This is a genomic window from Pseudomonas protegens, from assembly GCF_003363755.1.
GTDB classification, from domain to species: Bacteria; Pseudomonadota; Gammaproteobacteria; order Pseudomonadales; family Pseudomonadaceae; genus Aquipseudomonas; species Aquipseudomonas danubii.
In genome coordinates, this window is sequence record NZ_CP031396.1 from 1,428,052 (window position 1) to 1,444,046 (window position 15,995).

The window sequence follows — 15,995 nt, forward strand, 5'->3', positions numbered from 1 at the left end:
CAAGTCCTTAAAAAGAGCTGCACCATAGCAAAAACCACTCACTGTTTTAGAGGGGATTTCCATCACGAGTGATCAATGGTGCTGGCCCTCACTGCGGTTGTGGGGCTATGCGTGGGCAATGTCCTTTCTGGTCGCTGTAGGACTTGGCTTTTTCTCCGCGCAAAAACAAAACCCCAATTGCTTTCGCAATTGGGGTTTCGGAATTTAATCTTGACGATGACCTACTCTCACATGGGGAAACCCCACACTACCATCGGCGATGCATCGTTTCACTTCTGAGTTCGGGATGGGATCAGGTGGTTCCAACGCTCTATGGTCGTCAAGAAATTCGGTAGCCAGTCCGTTGCTTGTGCAACGTGCCAGCGAATGGGTATGTAATAGATTTGTGTGTTGTGCAAACTTTCGGTTTGTTTCGTCTTCACACACCGCAACTCGCTTCTTAAGCAAATTGCTTGGGTGTTATATGGTCAAGCCTCACGGGCAATTAGTATTGGTTAGCTCAACGCCTCACAGCGCTTACACACCCAACCTATCAACGTCGTAGTCTTCGACGGCCCTTTAGGGGATTCAAGATCCCAGTGAGATCTCATCTTGAGGCAAGTTTCCCGCTTAGATGCTTTCAGCGGTTATCTTTTCCGAACATAGCTACCCGGCAATGCCACTGGCGTGACAACCGGAACACCAGAGGTTCGTCCACTCCGGTCCTCTCGTACTAGGAGCAGCCCCTCTCAAATCTCAAACGTCCACGGCAGATAGGGACCGAACTGTCTCACGACGTTCTAAACCCAGCTCGCGTACCACTTTAAATGGCGAACAGCCATACCCTTGGGACCGGCTTCAGCCCCAGGATGTGATGAGCCGACATCGAGGTGCCAAACACCGCCGTCGATATGAACTCTTGGGCGGTATCAGCCTGTTATCCCCGGAGTACCTTTTATCCGTTGAGCGATGGCCCTTCCATACAGAACCACCGGATCACTAAGACCTACTTTCGTACCTGCTCGACGTGTCTGTCTCGCAGTCAAGCGCGCTTTTGCCTTTATACTCTACGACCGATTTCCGACCGGTCTGAGCGCACCTTCGTACTCCTCCGTTACTCTTTAGGAGGAGACCGCCCCAGTCAAACTACCCACCATACACTGTCCTCGATCCGGATAACGGACCTGAGTTAGAACCTCAAAGTTGCCAGGGTGGTATTTCAAGGATGGCTCCACGCAAACTGGCGTTCACGCTTCAAAGCCTCCCACCTATCCTACACAAGCAAATTCAAAGTCCAGTGCAAAGCTATAGTAAAGGTTCACGGGGTCTTTCCGTCTAGCCGCGGATACACTGCATCTTCACAGCGATTTCAATTTCACTGAGTCTCGGGTGGAGACAGCGCCGCCATCGTTACGCCATTCGTGCAGGTCGGAACTTACCCGACAAGGAATTTCGCTACCTTAGGACCGTTATAGTTACGGCCGCCGTTTACCGGGGCTTCGATCAAGAGCTTCGCGTTAGCTAACCCCATCAATTAACCTTCCGGCACCGGGCAGGCGTCACACCCTATACGTCCACTTTCGTGTTTGCAGAGTGCTGTGTTTTTAATAAACAGTCGCAGCGGCCTGGTATCTTCGACCGGCATGAGCTTACGGAGCAAGTCCTTCACCCTCACCGGCGCACCTTCTCCCGAAGTTACGGTGCCATTTTGCCTAGTTCCTTCACCCGAGTTCTCTCAAGCGCCTTGGTATTCTCTACCCAACCACCTGTGTCGGTTTGGGGTACGGTTCCTAGTTATCTGAAGCTTAGAAGCTTTTCTTGGAAGCATGGCATCAACCACTTCGTCACCTAAAAGGTAACTCGTCATCAGCTCTCGGCCTTAGAACCCCGGATTTACCTAAGATTCCAGCCTACCACCTTAAACTTGGACAACCAACGCCAAGCTGGCCTAGCCTTCTCCGTCCCTCCATCGCAATAACTAGAAGTACAGGAATATTAACCTGTTTTCCATCGACTACGCTTTTCAGCCTCGCCTTAGGGACCGACTAACCCTGCGTCGATTAACGTTGCGCAGGAAACCTTGGTCTTTCGGCGTGGGTGTTTTTCACACCCATTGTCGTTACTCATGTCAGCATTCGCACTTCTGATACCTCCAGCAAGCTTCTCAACTCACCTTCACAGGCTTACAGAACGCTCCTCTACCGCATCACTTACGTGATACCCGTAGCTTCGGTGTATGGTTTGAGCCCCGTTACATCTTCCGCGCAGGCCGACTCGACTAGTGAGCTATTACGCTTTCTTTAAAGGGTGGCTGCTTCTAAGCCAACCTCCTAGCTGTCTAAGCCTTCCCACATCGTTTCCCACTTAACCATAACTTTGGGACCTTAGCTGACGGTCTGGGTTGTTTCCCTTTTCACGACGGACGTTAGCACCCGCCGTGTGTCTCCCATGCTCGGCACTTGTAGGTATTCGGAGTTTGCATCGGTTTGGTAAGTCGGGATGACCCCCTAGCCGAAACAGTGCTCTACCCCCTACAGTGATACATGAGGCGCTACCTAAATAGCTTTCGAGGAGAACCAGCTATCTCCGAGCTTGATTAGCCTTTCACTCCGATCCACAGGTCATCCGCTAACTTTTCAACGGTAGTCGGTTCGGTCCTCCAGTCAGTGTTACCTAACCTTCAACCTGCCCATGGATAGATCGCCCGGTTTCGGGTCTATTCCCAGCGACTAGACGCCCTATTAAGACTCGCTTTCGCTACGCCTCCCCTATTCGGTTAAGCTCGCCACTGAAAATAAGTCGCTGACCCATTATACAAAAGGTACGCAGTCACAGAACAAAGTCTGCTCCCACTGCTTGTACGCATACGGTTTCAGGATCTATTTCACTCCCCTCTCCGGGGTTCTTTTCGCCTTTCCCTCACGGTACTAGTTCACTATCGGTCAGTCAGTAGTATTTAGCCTTGGAGGATGGTCCCCCCATATTCAGACAAGGTTTCTCGTGCCCCGTCCTACTCGATTTCATGACTAAGAGATTTTCGCGTACAGGGCTATCACCCACTATGGCCGCACTTTCCAGAGCGTTCCGCTAATCTCAAAGCCACTTAAGGGCTAGTCCCCGTTCGCTCGCCACTACTAAGGGAATCTCGGTTGATTTCTTTTCCTCAGGGTACTTAGATGTTTCAGTTCCCCTGGTTCGCCTCTTGCACCTATGTATTCAGTACAAGATAACCATCTTATGATGGCTGGGTTCCCCCATTCAGAGATCTCCGGATCAAAGTCTGTTTGCCGACTCCCCGAAGCTTATCGCAGGCTACCACGTCTTTCATCGCCTCTGACTGCCAAGGCATCCACCGTATGCGCTTCTTCACTTGACCATATAACCCCAAGCAATCTGGTTATACTATGAAGACGACATTCGCCGAAAATTTGCAATTTAACTCACAAATTTTACCTTAGCCTGATCCGTTACCAGTGAAAGTAACGTTCAGTCTATCTTTCTATCACATACCCAAATTTTTAAAGAACGATCTAATCAAAAGACTAGAAATCAACATTCAAGCAGAATGCTCATTTCTAAGCTTTCAGAAGCAGTTTATGGTGGAGCCAAGCGGGATCGAACCGCTGACCTCCTGCGTGCAAGGCAGGCGCTCTCCCAGCTGAGCTATGGCCCCATAACAAAATTGGTGGGTCTGGGCAGATTCGAACTGCCGACCTCACCCTTATCAGGGGTGCGCTCTAACCAACTGAGCTACAGACCCAATTTCGAGCTTGTAACTGTTAGCTTGGAGCTATCAGCTTGGAGCTTAAAGCTGCTTCTATCGTCTTCTTCAATGAATCAAGCAATTCGTGTGGGAGCTTATGAAGCAGCTGATGTCGTCGATTAAGGAGGTGATCCAGCCGCAGGTTCCCCTACGGCTACCTTGTTACGACTTCACCCCAGTCATGAATCACACCGTGGTAACCGTCCTCCCGAAGGTTAGACTAGCTACTTCTGGTGCAACCCACTCCCATGGTGTGACGGGCGGTGTGTACAAGGCCCGGGAACGTATTCACCGCGACATTCTGATTCGCGATTACTAGCGATTCCGACTTCACGCAGTCGAGTTGCAGACTGCGATCCGGACTACGATCGGTTTTATGGGATTAGCTCCACCTCGCGGCTTGGCAACCCTTTGTACCGACCATTGTAGCACGTGTGTAGCCCAGGCCGTAAGGGCCATGATGACTTGACGTCATCCCCACCTTCCTCCGGTTTGTCACCGGCAGTCTCCTTAGAGTGCCCACCATAACGTGCTGGTAACTAAGGACAAGGGTTGCGCTCGTTACGGGACTTAACCCAACATCTCACGACACGAGCTGACGACAGCCATGCAGCACCTGTCTCAATGTTCCCGAAGGCACCAATCTATCTCTAGAAAGTTCATTGGATGTCAAGGCCTGGTAAGGTTCTTCGCGTTGCTTCGAATTAAACCACATGCTCCACCGCTTGTGCGGGCCCCCGTCAATTCATTTGAGTTTTAACCTTGCGGCCGTACTCCCCAGGCGGTCAACTTAATGCGTTAGCTGCGCCACTAAGAGCTCAAGGCTCCCAACGGCTAGTTGACATCGTTTACGGCGTGGACTACCAGGGTATCTAATCCTGTTTGCTCCCCACGCTTTCGCACCTCAGTGTCAGTATCAGTCCAGGTGGTCGCCTTCGCCACTGGTGTTCCTTCCTATATCTACGCATTTCACCGCTACACAGGAAATTCCACCACCCTCTACCATACTCTAGCTTGCCAGTTTTGGATGCAGTTCCCAGGTTGAGCCCGGGGCTTTCACATCCAACTTAACAAACCACCTACGCGCGCTTTACGCCCAGTAATTCCGATTAACGCTTGCACCCTCTGTATTACCGCGGCTGCTGGCACAGAGTTAGCCGGTGCTTATTCTGTCGGTAACGTCAAAACAATCACGTATTAGGTAACTGCCCTTCCTCCCAACTTAAAGTGCTTTACAATCCGAAGACCTTCTTCACACACGCGGCATGGCTGGATCAGGCTTTCGCCCATTGTCCAATATTCCCCACTGCTGCCTCCCGTAGGAGTCTGGACCGTGTCTCAGTTCCAGTGTGACTGATCATCCTCTCAGACCAGTTACGGATCGTCGCCTTGGTGAGCCATTACCTCACCAACTAGCTAATCCGACCTAGGCTCATCTAATAGCGTGAGGTCCGAAGATCCCCCACTTTCTCCCGTAGGACGTATGCGGTATTAGCGCCCGTTTCCGGACGTTATCCCCCACTACTAGGCAGATTCCTAGGCATTACTCACCCGTCCGCCGCTCGCCACCAAGTACAAGTACCCGTGCTGCCGCTCGACTTGCATGTGTTAGGCCTGCCGCCAGCGTTCAATCTGAGCCATGATCAAACTCTTCAGTTCAAACATCTTTGGGTTTTGAGAAAACCCTAAACTTGGCTCAGCAATCGTTGGTTACATCTTTGATTTCTCGCGGAGTAACTTGTGATGCTGATAATCTTTTTGACTATCAGTCTGACTCCACAAGCACCCACACGAATTGCTTGATTCAGTTGTTAAAGAGCGGTTGGTTAAGATCTTTCGTCTCAACCGAGGCGCGCATTTTACAGCAGCCTCATTTGCTGTCAAGTGATTTTTTTAAGAAGTTTTCAAAGTTTCCTTTTTAACTTCAACCACTTGCGCTTCCGATCTCTCGTTAGCGGGAGGCGAATTCTACAGCGTTACACGCTGCTGTCAACACCTCTTTTTAACCGCTTTCGACCGAGAGGATCGAATCGTTAATAAGGCGAAAACACACTGCCTTACCAACTGCTTCTGGCCTCGATGAACTGAAGCGTAACCGCTGCCGAAAACCGCGTAACTCGTTGAATCTCAAGGAGTTTTCCGTTTCGACTGCGCCGGAAGTGGGGCGAATTATAGACCTGTAGAATCTGCCGTCAACACTTAATTTGCATTTTCTATGATTCAACGCAAAAAGCCCTGCCGGCAGCGTCTATATAGAGGCGCAAAAAAGACTTTGCGCACTATATTGCTCATTGAGCATTAGTTAAGCATCATGACCCACGCGCTCCTCCCCTCAGACTCTGGATGACTCTCCGCATGAACGACCAACCGCGCAGCCTTGCCTCGACCTTGTTTCCGGTGGGGTTACTGCTCATTGCCATGGCCTCGATTCAATCAGGCGCCTCCCTGGCCAAGAGCATGTTCCCCGTCGTTGGCGCCCAAGGCACGACCACCCTGCGCCTGATCTTCGCCAGCATCATCATGCTGCTTCTATTAAGGCCCTGGCGCGCCAAGTTCACCGCCAATACCATGCGCACCGTGATTGTCTACGGCATGGCCCTGGGCGGGATGAACTTCCTCTTCTATATGTCCCTGAGAAGCGTGCCCCTGGGAATCGCTGTCGCTCTGGAGTTCACCGGCCCATTGGCGGTGGCCATCTACGCCTCACGCAAGGCTATCGACTTCCTGTGGATCGCCCTGGCCATCGTCGGACTGCTACTGCTGATTCCCACTGGAGCTACCGAAACCGCCATCGACCTAGTGGGCGCAGGCTACGCACTCGGGGCTGGAGTCTGCTGGGCACTGTACATCCTGTTCGGGCAAAAGGCCGGGGCCGAAAACGGTATCCAGACCGCAGCCCTGGGAGTCATGATCGCGGCACTCTTCGTCGCTCCTATTGGCATCGTCCACGCCGGCGCCGCACTACTCACACCTTCCTTGATCCCCGTAGCCCTGGGCGTGGCCATCTTGTCTACCGCGCTTCCCTATAGCCTGGAGATGGTCGCCCTGACTCGCATGCCCGCGCGCACCTTTGGCACCCTGATGAGTATCGAACCCGCTTTCGGTGCACTTTCCGGCCTGCTATTCCTGCACGAATACCTTTCCCTCGCGCAATGGATGGCCATCGCCTGCATCATCCTTGCTTCCGTAGGGGCAACCCTGACCATGCGCCGCGAGTCCAAACCATTAGTTGCGGTTGATTGAGATTCAACTCTGGTAATTGCCGTTCAATTAGGCCATGTTTAGTCGGCTACTCAACGTCAGCCATGGAGTTGTCAGACAGGGATATCGCAAACGCAAAAGACCATAGCTAATGCAGTCACACTCGGGCGTTAGATCCGGGGCTAGCGATAAGGACGGGGATGAAACGATTTTTGATAATGTTGGCCGTACTTGCCATTGCAGGCTGCGCTGCGACCGCGAAAACTGAAGTCAAACGGGGTAAGAAAGGACTCCACATCAACTGCTCGGGTTTGTCTTCTTCTTGGGACAAGTGCTACACCAAGGCCACCCAGTCCTGCGGCCCCAAAGGCTACAAGGTGATCGCCAAATCTGGTGATGCCGTGGAGGACCCGGGGGATTACCCCTTCGGCCTGAACCCAGCCGGTTACACCAGCCGCAGCATGATCATCATCTGCAAATAGTGGCACCGTTCAATCTTCGGGCAGCCCTTCCAGTTGCCCAATGATCTGTTCATGGCTCGACGCCAGCACCTGCTGCTGGATACTCGGGCTCACCAGCATTCGCGCCACCACCAACGCGCCGACACACTGCGACAGAATCGACCAGGCCAGGCTCTCGCTACCTAAAGTCTGCGCCCAAGCCTGATGCAAACGGCAGATCCAGTCTTGCGCCTCCTGTCGGACTTCGACACTGCCCCGAGCAATCTCCGCACCCAACGCTGGCAACGCACAGCCCGCTCCCGGCTGCTGCAGATGCGCCACACTCAAATACTGCTTCAGACAGCGCCGCAGCTTTGCCTGATTCTGCCGCCCCTCCCCGCCCAGGCGCTCCAGGCTCTGGCTCAACTCGCGCTCGACGATGGAACCGAACAACTCGTCCTTGGACGTGAAGTGCGTATAAAAAGCCCCGCCACTGAGGCCGATGGCCTTCATCAACGCATCTACACCGACAGTAGAAAAACCGTTGTTCTTGGCCTGGGTGGCACTGCTCCGCAGTAGGCGTTCACGGGTTTCCTGCTTATGGCCGACTGAATAACGCATTCCTGATGGACTCCCCTGCTCGCTTGACGACAGAAAAATCATAGCATAACGTTCGTTTAGTTAACGATCGTTTACCCAATAGCGAGCCTCCCATGACTACAGCCTCGAACAAGAACAAAGTCGTACTGGTGGTCGGTGCCGGTGATGCCACCGGTGGTGCCATTGCCAAGCGTTTCGCCGCAGAAGGCTTTACTGCCTGCGTGACCCGACGCAGCGCGGACAAACTGCAGCCGCTGGTGGAGGCCATCCAGCAAACCGGTAGCCAAGCCCATGGTTTTGCCTGCGATGCGCGCAAAGAAGAAGACGTGGTGGCACTGATCGAACAAATCGAAACCCAGATCGGTCCGATCGAAGCCTTCGTCTTCAACATCGGCGCCAACGTGCCCTGCAGCATCCTTGAGGAAACCGCACGCAAATACTTCAAGATCTGGGAGATGGCCTGTTTTTCGGGCTTCCTCAATGCCCGCGAGGTGGCCAAGCGCATGGTCACCCGCAAGCGCGGCACCATCCTGTTCACCGGCGCTACCGCCGGGGTCCGCGGCGCTGCGGGCTTTGCCGCCTTTGCCGGCGCCAAGCACGGTATCCGCGCCCTGGCCCAGAGCATGGCCCGGGAGCTGGGGCCCTTGAACATCCACGTCGGCCACATCATCGTCGACGGTGCCATCGACACCGACTTCATCCGCACCAGCTTTCCCGAGAAATATGCCCTCAAGGATCAGGACGGCATCCTCAACCCCGAGCATATCGCCGAGAACTACTGGTACCTGCACAGCCAGCCCCGTGATGCCTGGACCTTCGAACTGGACCTGCGTCCCTGGAACGAACGCTGGTAATCCCCTTCCATAACAACAATCAGGGAATCTGCATCATGAATAAAAAGGTGGAGTTCTTCTTCGACCTGGGCAGCCCGACTTCATACCTGGCCTACACCCAACTGCCGAAGATCTGTGCCCAGACCGACAGCCAACTGGTGTACCAACCCATGCTGCTGGGCGGCGTCTTCAAGACCACCGGCAACGCATCCCCCATCAGCGTCCCCGCCAAAGGCCGCTACATGCTGCAGGACCTGGCGCGCTTCGCCCAGCGCTATCAGGTGGAGCTCAATTTCAACCCGCACTTCCCCATCAACACCCTGCTGCTGATGCGCGCCACGACCGGAGTGCAGATGCATTTACCGGAACGCTTCATCGATTTCATCGACTGCCTGTTCCGCGCACTCTGGGTCGACAAACGCAACCTCAACGACGCCGCCAGCGTCGCCCAGGTCCTGGAACAAGGCGGTTTCGACCCACAGCAGATCCTCGACCTGAGCAATGCCGAGGACGTCAAGACCGCTCTCAGGAACAACACCGAACAGGCCTTGCAGCGGGGAGTATTCGGTGCTCCCAGCATGTTCGTGGGTGAGGAATTGTTTTTCGGTCAGGATCGGCTCGACTTCGTCCGGGAAGCCTTGAGCAAGTGACCACCAGCATCTGCGGCGACGCTTGAGTCGCCGCAGCCACCTCACCCGCGTTGCGCGGGTGAGGCCTTGCATCAGATCGCCGCAGTGCGCGCCTGCAACCACTCCAGCGCCGCCCCTTGCAACAGCGGACTAAGGCGCCGGCGAACATCACCGTGATAAGCGTTGAGCCACTCGCGCTCATCCTGAGTCAGCAACGACGGTTCCAGGCAACGGCTGTCGATCGGGCACAACGTCAGGGTTTCAAACTTCAGGAACTCACCAAACTCGGTCGTACCTGCCTCACGGTTCAACACCAGATTCTCGATCCGCACCCCCCAACGCCCGGGACGATAAGTCCCCGGTTCGATGGAAGTAATCATCCCCGGCTGCATCGCGGTTTGCGGCGCCGGTGCGGCCTGATAGGCAATCACCTGCGGCCCCTCATGCACATTCAGGAAGTAGCCGACACCATGCCCGGTGCCATGTCCGTAATCCACGCCTTCGGCCCAGATCGGCGCACGAGCGATGGCATCCAGCAGCGGCGAAAGAATGCCCCTAGGGAACTGCGCCCGGGACAAGGCGATAACCCCCTTGAGCACTCGGGTGCAATCGCGCTTCTGCTCGGCACTTGGTGTACCGATCGGCACCATGCGGGTGATATCGGTGGTGCCGCCCAGGTACTGGCCGCCGGAGTCGATCAGCAACAGGCCATCGCCCTCGATCACCGCGTGTTCTTCAGGCGTGGCGTGGTAATGAGGCATCGCCCCATTGGCATTGAATGCGGCAATGGTATTGAAACTCAGGGAGACATAACCCGGACGCCGCTCACGGGCGGCGGTCAGGTGTTCATCAATGGTCAGCTCGGTGACTCGTTCACGCCCCAGGGCACTCTCCAACCAGGCGAAGAACTCACAGAGGGCCGCGCCGTCCTGCTCCATGGCCTGACGAATGTGCTCGGCGTCCGCCAGGCTCTTGCGTGACTTGGACAAGGTAGTGGGATTGAGCCCTTCCAGCAGCTTCACCCCGGGAAGCAGATTGTCCAGCAGGCCGCTGGTGACCCGTGCCGGATCAATCTGCAAGGTCGCGTCTTCAGGCACTGCGCGCAGCGCCGCCGCCACTTCCGAATAGTCCCGCAGGCTCACGCCATCCGCCTCCAGCACCCCACGCAGCGGGTCATCGACCTTGCTCAAGGCCACGAACAAAGTGGCCTGCTGCTGGCTGATCAAGGCGAAGGACACAAACACCGGGTTGAACGAAACGTCCGCCCCCCGCAGGTTGAACAGCCAGGCGATATCGTCGAGGGTGGCGATGAAATGCCAATCCGCGCCACGCTCCTTCAGGGTTTCCCGCAGCTTGCCGAGCTTCTCCACCCGGCTCTGCGTCGCCTGCGGCGGCACGTGTTGATACACCGGCTGATCCGGCAACGCGGGACGGTCACTCCACACTTCCTGAAGCAGATCGATGTCGGTCCGCAGACGGGCTCCGCGCTCCTGCAACTTGGCGCTCAGGGTGCGGGCCGAGGCCACAGCCATCACCGCGCCATCGACCGCCACCACCGCGCCTTGCGGAGTCTGCTCCGCCAGCCAGTCCAGGGGGCCAGGCTGGCCCGGCTGCAACTTCACCAGTTCGATACCACTGCCCTTGAGCTCCTTGCTGGCCTGTTCCCAGTAACGGCTGTCGGCCCAGACCCCGGCAAAATCCGCGGTCACGATCAGCGTGCCCACCGAGCCATGGAAGCCCGACAGCCACTGGCGCCCCTGCCAGTAACCCGGCAGGTATTCCGACAGATGCGGGTCGGCCGACGGCACCAACAAGGCATGAATGCCCTCGCGGCTCATCAACTGACGGACGTGCGCCAAGCGCTGGGGGACCACTCCCTGGGTCGAAGGCTGGGTACTCATTGTGTCTCCTTAACCGGCTTATTCATTGTTATGGAAGATCGAGATCACTCGACCTTCAAGACTGGGCTCCGGCCCAGAACGCCGGAGCAGTGGCGCATGACGCCTTGATCAATTGTGCGGCGCGATCCACATCCTCCTCGGTGGTAAAACGCCCGAGGCTCAAGCGAATGGTGCGACTGGCCTGCAATGCATCGTGCCCCAGGGCCAGCAGCACATGGGAAGGCGCATTGCTCGCCGAATTGCAGGCCGAGGTCGCGGAAAACGCCAGGGACGCACTCAGAGCTGCCGAATCGAAGCCCCCCTCGCTGAAAGTCAGGCTCAAGGTATGGGGAATGCGCTGGCTGACACTGCCATTCAAGCGCAGGCCGGCAATGCCCGCCAGTTGCTCCAGCAGTCGCTGGCGCAGACGGACGATGGCCGCGGTTTCTTCCTCGAACAACTCACCCGCCAGGGCAAAGGCCGCGCCCATGGCGGCGATCTGGTGGGTGGCCAGGGTCCCAGAACGCAATCCGCCTTCGTGACCGCCGCCATGAATCTGTGCCAGCAGCCGCTGCTGCGCCCGCGGCCCGACATACAGCGCGCCGATGCCCTTGGGGCCATACACCTTGTGCGCGGAGAACGACATCAGATCCACCGGCCAGTGCCCAAGATCAATCGCCACCTTGCCGGCACCCTGGGCCGCATCCACGTGCAGCAGCGCGCCTCGCTCACGCACCACCTGGCCAATCGCCGGGATGTCGTTGAGGGTGCCCAGTTCGTTGTTGACCAGCATCAACGAGACCAGAAAAGTGTCGTCGCGCAAGGCTTCACTGACCGCCTGGGCGGTGATCAACCCGTCGGCGTCGGGCACCAGATAGGTCACCGCCACGCCGGCTTCCTGCAACTGGCGGGCGGTGTCGAGCACCGCCTTGTGTTCGATCTGGCTGGTGATGATGTGCCCACCGCTCAGGCCCCGAGCCTGCATCACGCCCTTGAGCGCCAGGTTGTTGGATTCGGTGGCGCCGGAAGTCCAGACGATCTGCTCCGGCTGCGCCCCCACCAACTGTGCGACTTGCTGCCGGGCGCGCTCGACACTGCGCCGCGCCTCCTGGCCAAAAGCATGGGAACTGGACGCCGGGTTGCCGAAATTGGCGTTGAAACCCAGACATTCCAGCATGACCTGGATGACCCGCTCATCCACCGGCGTGGTGGCGGCGTAGTCGAAATAAAGAGGACGTTTGTTCATGACTGAAGACCCGCAGAGCTTGTTCCAGGATCGGCATTGGCTCAGAGAAGATGATGCACAAGCGCGCCGTACAAGAACGGCGCGTCAACAGCGGGCACTGAGCAATACGCGATCGGATGCAGTTAAAGAAGAACACCTTCGTTTAAAAGTGCGTAGGAACGCTCCTGGGACGCAGCTTAACAGGCTCGGGGCAACGCGTTGAAGCGCCGCTTAACTGATGTTTTCCAGCAGCAAGGGCGCCAGGGAAATCACCAGCAATCCGGCCATTCCCAGATTGAACAGGCGCAGCCAGCGAGGGTTGCGCAGCACGTTACGCAGCAAGCTGCCGCACGCGGCCCAGAGGCTGACCGTAGGGGCGTTGATCAAAGCGAACACCGCCGCGATCACCAGCACATTGGTGAAATAACCCTGTAGCGGGGTGTAAGTGCTGATGGCCCCCACCGCCATCACCCAGGCCTTGGGATTGACCCACTGGAACGCCGCAGCCCCCCAATACCCCAAAGGTTGCCCCTGGCCCTGCTGCTCCTCGGACATGGGCCCGGAACGGGCGATCTTCCACGCCAGGTACAGCAGGTACGCCGCTCCGACATATCGCAGCACGCTGTACAGCAACGGATAGGCCTCGAACACCGCCCCCAGGCCCAGGCCAACCGCCAGCACCAGAACGAAAAAACCGCAGCTGATGCCCAGGATATGAGGAATGGAACGGTTGAAGCCGAAGTTCACCCCCGAGGCCAGCAACATGGTGTTGTTAGGGCCGGGCGTGATGGAAGTGACCAGGGCAAACAGGGCGAACGCCAACAGCAGGTCAACGGAAAGGGTCATGAATGCAAGGTCCTGGGCAAGGGCGATCAGGCCTCGACCCTAACTCAGGGCCTGCCTGAAACCCACGGACAGTTACGCAAAACTTCGACCCGTACAGTTCTCTTCAACTGGCCGGATGGTGTCGACTGATATTGCGCTGGGCGCTCATCTCGCCCTGGTGATCGAACGCCGCAGGACGGCCAAGCAGCTCGGCCTTTTTCTGCTGGTACTCATCGAACGACAAGCCGCGGCGATTCAAGGCTTCCAGCGCCAGTTCGCGGGTTTCCTCGGCCGTGTAGGGACGCAGCTCTGGAGTGCCCGGGCTGGCGCAGCCGGCCAGCACGCTAAAAACCAACATCGACAGAACAACGGAGGAAGCCTTCATGGCGAGCACCAGGAGCGGGTTGCGAACAATGAACAAAGGCTACTCCCGCACCGGCACTGGCAAAAATCATCCAGCTCGATAGTCGCTATTGACCGTTCCAAGGCCTTGGCAGTCACCCCTCATATTCCATAAAGACCTATAAATATGGAAACAAGCTCTTTTGAGGAATAACAGCAAGCCTTTATAACAGCTGCATTGCGTTGCCCAACTGTTGCCCTGGCAACTGTTCATCCGGCAACAGTCGATCAACAAAACAGTGCCTGCGCAACAGCAGCCAATCCGCACCGGATCGCCGGAAAGCCCCGTAATACAAGGCTTTAACGGGTTGGTACAGCTCTTGCTCCCGATCCAGGACACCTGCCATTGCTCGTAGAGCCACTGTTTAAAAAGGAACCGATCATGTCCCGTCCCTTGAACGTCGTTGCCCTCTCCGGTGGAACCTGGCGCCCGTCCCGCACCCTGGTGCTGACCCAGGCCCTGCTGGACGAACTGTCCGGGCACCTGCCGATCAACAGCCACCTCATCGAACTGGGCGATATTGCCCGTCCGCTAGGCGCAGCCCTGTCGCGCCAGGAACTGCCCGCCGAGGTCGAGGCCGAGCTCCAGGCCATCGAAAACGCCGACCTGTTGATCGTTGCCGCCCCGGTCTATCGCGGCTCCTACCCTGGCCTGCTCAAGCACCTGTTCGACCTCATCGACCTGAACGCCTTGATCGATACCCCGGTGCTGCTGGCCGCCACCGGAGGCAGCGAGCGCCACGCCCTGGTGCTGGATCACCAGTTGCGTCCGCTGTTCAGTTTCTTCCAGGCCCTGACCCTGCCGATCGGCGTGTACGCCACCGAAGCCGACTTCAGCCATTACCAGATCACCAGCGAACTGTTGAAAGCCCGCATCCAGCTGGCCGCCGAACGGGCTGCGCCGCTGTTTGGCGCTCACCCGAAAAACCTGCTGAAAATCGCTTAAGGACCTGTCATGGATGTGTTCTGGTTTCTTCCGACCCACGGCGACGGCCACTTCCTGGGCACTGCCCAGGGCGCCCGCCCGGTCACCCTCAACTACCTCAAGCAAGTGGCCCAGGCTGCGGACAGCCTGGGCTATCACGGCGTGCTGATTCCCACCGGACGCTCCTGCGAAGACTCCTGGGTCATCGCCTCGGCCCTGGTGCCGCTGACCGAGCGCCTGCGCTATCTGGTGGCGATTCGCCCGGGGATCATCTCCCCCACTGTTTCCGCGCGCATGGCCGCCACCCTGGACCGGCTGTCCAACGGCCGCCTGCTGATCAATGTGGTCACCGGTGGCGACCCGGACGAGAACCGTGGCGACGGCAGCTTCCTCAGCCACAGCGAACGCTACGAAGTGACTGACGAATTCCTGCAGATCTGGCGCCGGGTGCTGCAAGGCGAAGCCGTGGACTTCGAGGGCAAGCACCTGCATGTGCAGAACGCCAAGGCCCTGTATCCACCGGTGCAGAAACCCTATCCCCCGCTGTACTTCGGCGGCTCCTCCGAGGCCGCCCACGAATTGGCTGCCGATCAGGTGGACGTGTACCTGACCTGGGGCGAGCCTCCGGCGGCGGTAGCCCAAAAGCTGGCCGACGTGCGCGAACGCGCTGCGCGCAAGGGCCGCACGGTGAAGTTCGGCATTCGCCTGCACGTGATCGTCCGCGAAACCGAGGACGAAGCCTGGAAAGCTGCGGACAAACTGATCGGACACATCAGTGACGACACCATCGCCGCCGCCCAGCAATCCTTCGCGCGCTTCGACTCCGAAGGCCAGCGGCGCATGGCCGCCTTGCACGGCGGTCGCCGCGATCAGTTGCAGATCGCGCCCAACCTCTGGGCCGGGGTCGGCCTGGTGCGTGGTGGCGCCGGCACCGCCCTGGTGGGCAACCCGCAACAAGTGGCCGAGCGCATCAAGGAATACGCCGACCTGGGGATCGAGAGCTTCATCTTCTCCGGCTATCCGCACCTGGAAGAGGCCTACCGCTTCGCCGAACTGGTGTTCCCACTGCTGCCGGAACCCTATGCCAGCCTGGCCGGCCGCGGTGTGACCAACCTGACCGGGCCGTTCGGCGAAATGATCGCCAATGACGTGTTGCCCAACAGCCGCTGAAATCCCCAAAGCTGTTGTAGGAGCCAGCTTGCCGGCGAAGGCGATCTTCCGGTCCTCTTCGCTGGCAAGCCAGCTCCTGCAGCTCGCAGTACCTTTTCCCGGCCGCCGCAACGGCCACCCACG

At 57.4% G+C, this 15,995-nt stretch carries 11 protein-coding genes, 2 tRNA genes and 3 rRNA genes; 6 read left to right on the plus strand and 10 right to left on the minus strand.

Going from position 1 to position 15,995, the window contains the following annotated elements; genetic code table 11:
• Positions 1–208: 208 nt before the first annotated feature.
• From rrf to DWF74_RS06005, 5 genes are all read right to left on the minus strand, one after another.
• Positions 209–324 (minus strand): 5S ribosomal RNA (gene rrf / locus DWF74_RS05985).
• A 139-nt stretch (positions 325–463) separates the two neighbouring features.
• Positions 464–3,355: ribosomal RNA gene (locus tag DWF74_RS05990) — 23S ribosomal RNA — on the minus strand.
• Positions 3,356–3,576: 221 nt separating this feature from the next.
• A tRNA-Ala gene (locus DWF74_RS05995) sits at positions 3,577–3,652 on the minus strand.
• Positions 3,653–3,662: 10 nt separating this feature from the next.
• Positions 3,663–3,739, minus strand: a tRNA-Ile gene (locus tag DWF74_RS06000).
• A 123-nt stretch (positions 3,740–3,862) separates the two neighbouring features.
• Positions 3,863–5,401, minus strand: a 16S ribosomal RNA gene (locus DWF74_RS06005).
• The 16S, 23S and 5S rRNA genes sit together here with 2 tRNA genes alongside, the layout of an rRNA operon.
• 696 nt (positions 5,402–6,097) lie before the next feature.
• On the opposite strand from DWF74_RS06005, the gene rhtA reads away from it, so the two are divergent.
• Both rhtA and DWF74_RS06020 read left to right on the plus strand, forming a co-directional pair.
• Positions 6,098–6,985, plus strand: a complete 888-nt coding sequence (gene rhtA, locus DWF74_RS06015) for a threonine/homoserine exporter RhtA (RefSeq protein ID WP_115580593.1) — start codon at positions 6,098–6,100, stop codon at positions 6,983–6,985.
• A 158-nt stretch (positions 6,986–7,143) separates the two neighbouring features.
• Positions 7,144–7,425, plus strand: coding sequence for a hypothetical protein (locus DWF74_RS06020; RefSeq protein ID WP_102880366.1), 282 nt, complete (start codon positions 7,144–7,146; stop codon positions 7,423–7,425).
• A 9-nt stretch (positions 7,426–7,434) separates the two neighbouring features.
• Here DWF74_RS06020 and DWF74_RS06025 read toward each other — a convergent pair whose 3' ends face one another.
• Positions 7,435–8,004, minus strand: coding sequence for a TetR/AcrR family transcriptional regulator (locus tag DWF74_RS06025; RefSeq protein ID WP_115580594.1), 570 nt, complete (start codon positions 8,002–8,004; stop codon positions 7,435–7,437).
• Positions 8,005–8,096: 92 nt separating this feature from the next.
• Here DWF74_RS06025 and DWF74_RS06030 point away from each other — a divergent pair, with 92 nt between their 5' ends.
• Both DWF74_RS06030 and DWF74_RS06035 read left to right on the plus strand, forming a co-directional pair.
• On the plus strand, positions 8,097–8,837 hold the full coding sequence (locus DWF74_RS06030) for an SDR family oxidoreductase (RefSeq protein WP_102860983.1): 741 nt from the start codon (positions 8,097–8,099) through the stop codon (positions 8,835–8,837).
• A 35-nt stretch (positions 8,838–8,872) separates the two neighbouring features.
• Entirely contained in the window at positions 8,873–9,466 is a 594-nt protein-coding gene (locus DWF74_RS06035; RefSeq protein WP_115580595.1) for a 2-hydroxychromene-2-carboxylate isomerase, read from the plus strand.
• Between the two features lie 71 nt (positions 9,467–9,537).
• On the opposite strand, the gene DWF74_RS06040 is transcribed toward DWF74_RS06035, so the two are convergent.
• The 4 genes from DWF74_RS06040 to DWF74_RS06055 all read right to left on the minus strand — a co-directional run bounded on the left by DWF74_RS06040 (position 9,538) and on the right by DWF74_RS06055 (position 13,760).
• Positions 9,538–11,346, minus strand: coding sequence for an aminopeptidase P family protein (locus tag DWF74_RS06040; protein WP_102860981.1), 1,809 nt, complete (start codon positions 11,344–11,346; stop codon positions 9,538–9,540).
• 55 nt (positions 11,347–11,401) lie between these two features.
• Positions 11,402–12,571 (minus strand): cysteine desulfurase family protein, encoded by a 1,170-nt coding sequence (locus DWF74_RS06045; RefSeq protein WP_115580596.1) that lies wholly within the window; start codon positions 12,569–12,571, stop codon positions 11,402–11,404.
• Between the two features lie 210 nt (positions 12,572–12,781).
• The gene (locus DWF74_RS06050) at positions 12,782–13,396 is read right to left on the minus strand and encodes a LysE family translocator (protein ID WP_102860979.1); all 615 of its coding nucleotides are present in this window, start codon (positions 13,394–13,396) and stop codon (positions 12,782–12,784) included.
• 103 nt (positions 13,397–13,499) lie between these two features.
• Entirely contained in the window at positions 13,500–13,760 is a 261-nt protein-coding gene (locus DWF74_RS06055) for a hypothetical protein (RefSeq protein ID WP_102861010.1), read from the minus strand.
• 399 nt (positions 13,761–14,159) lie between these two features.
• Here DWF74_RS06055 and msuE point away from each other — a divergent pair, with 399 nt between their 5' ends.
• Both msuE and ssuD read left to right on the plus strand, forming a co-directional pair.
• A complete protein-coding gene (gene msuE, locus DWF74_RS06065; RefSeq protein ID WP_102860977.1) occupies positions 14,160–14,723 on the plus strand; it encodes an FMN reductase in 564 nt (187 codons plus the stop codon).
• Positions 14,724–14,732: 9 nt separating this feature from the next.
• Entirely contained in the window at positions 14,733–15,872 is a 1,140-nt protein-coding gene (gene ssuD / locus DWF74_RS06070; RefSeq protein WP_115580597.1) for an FMNH2-dependent alkanesulfonate monooxygenase, read from the plus strand.
• The last annotated feature ends 123 nt before the right edge of the window (positions 15,873–15,995 follow it).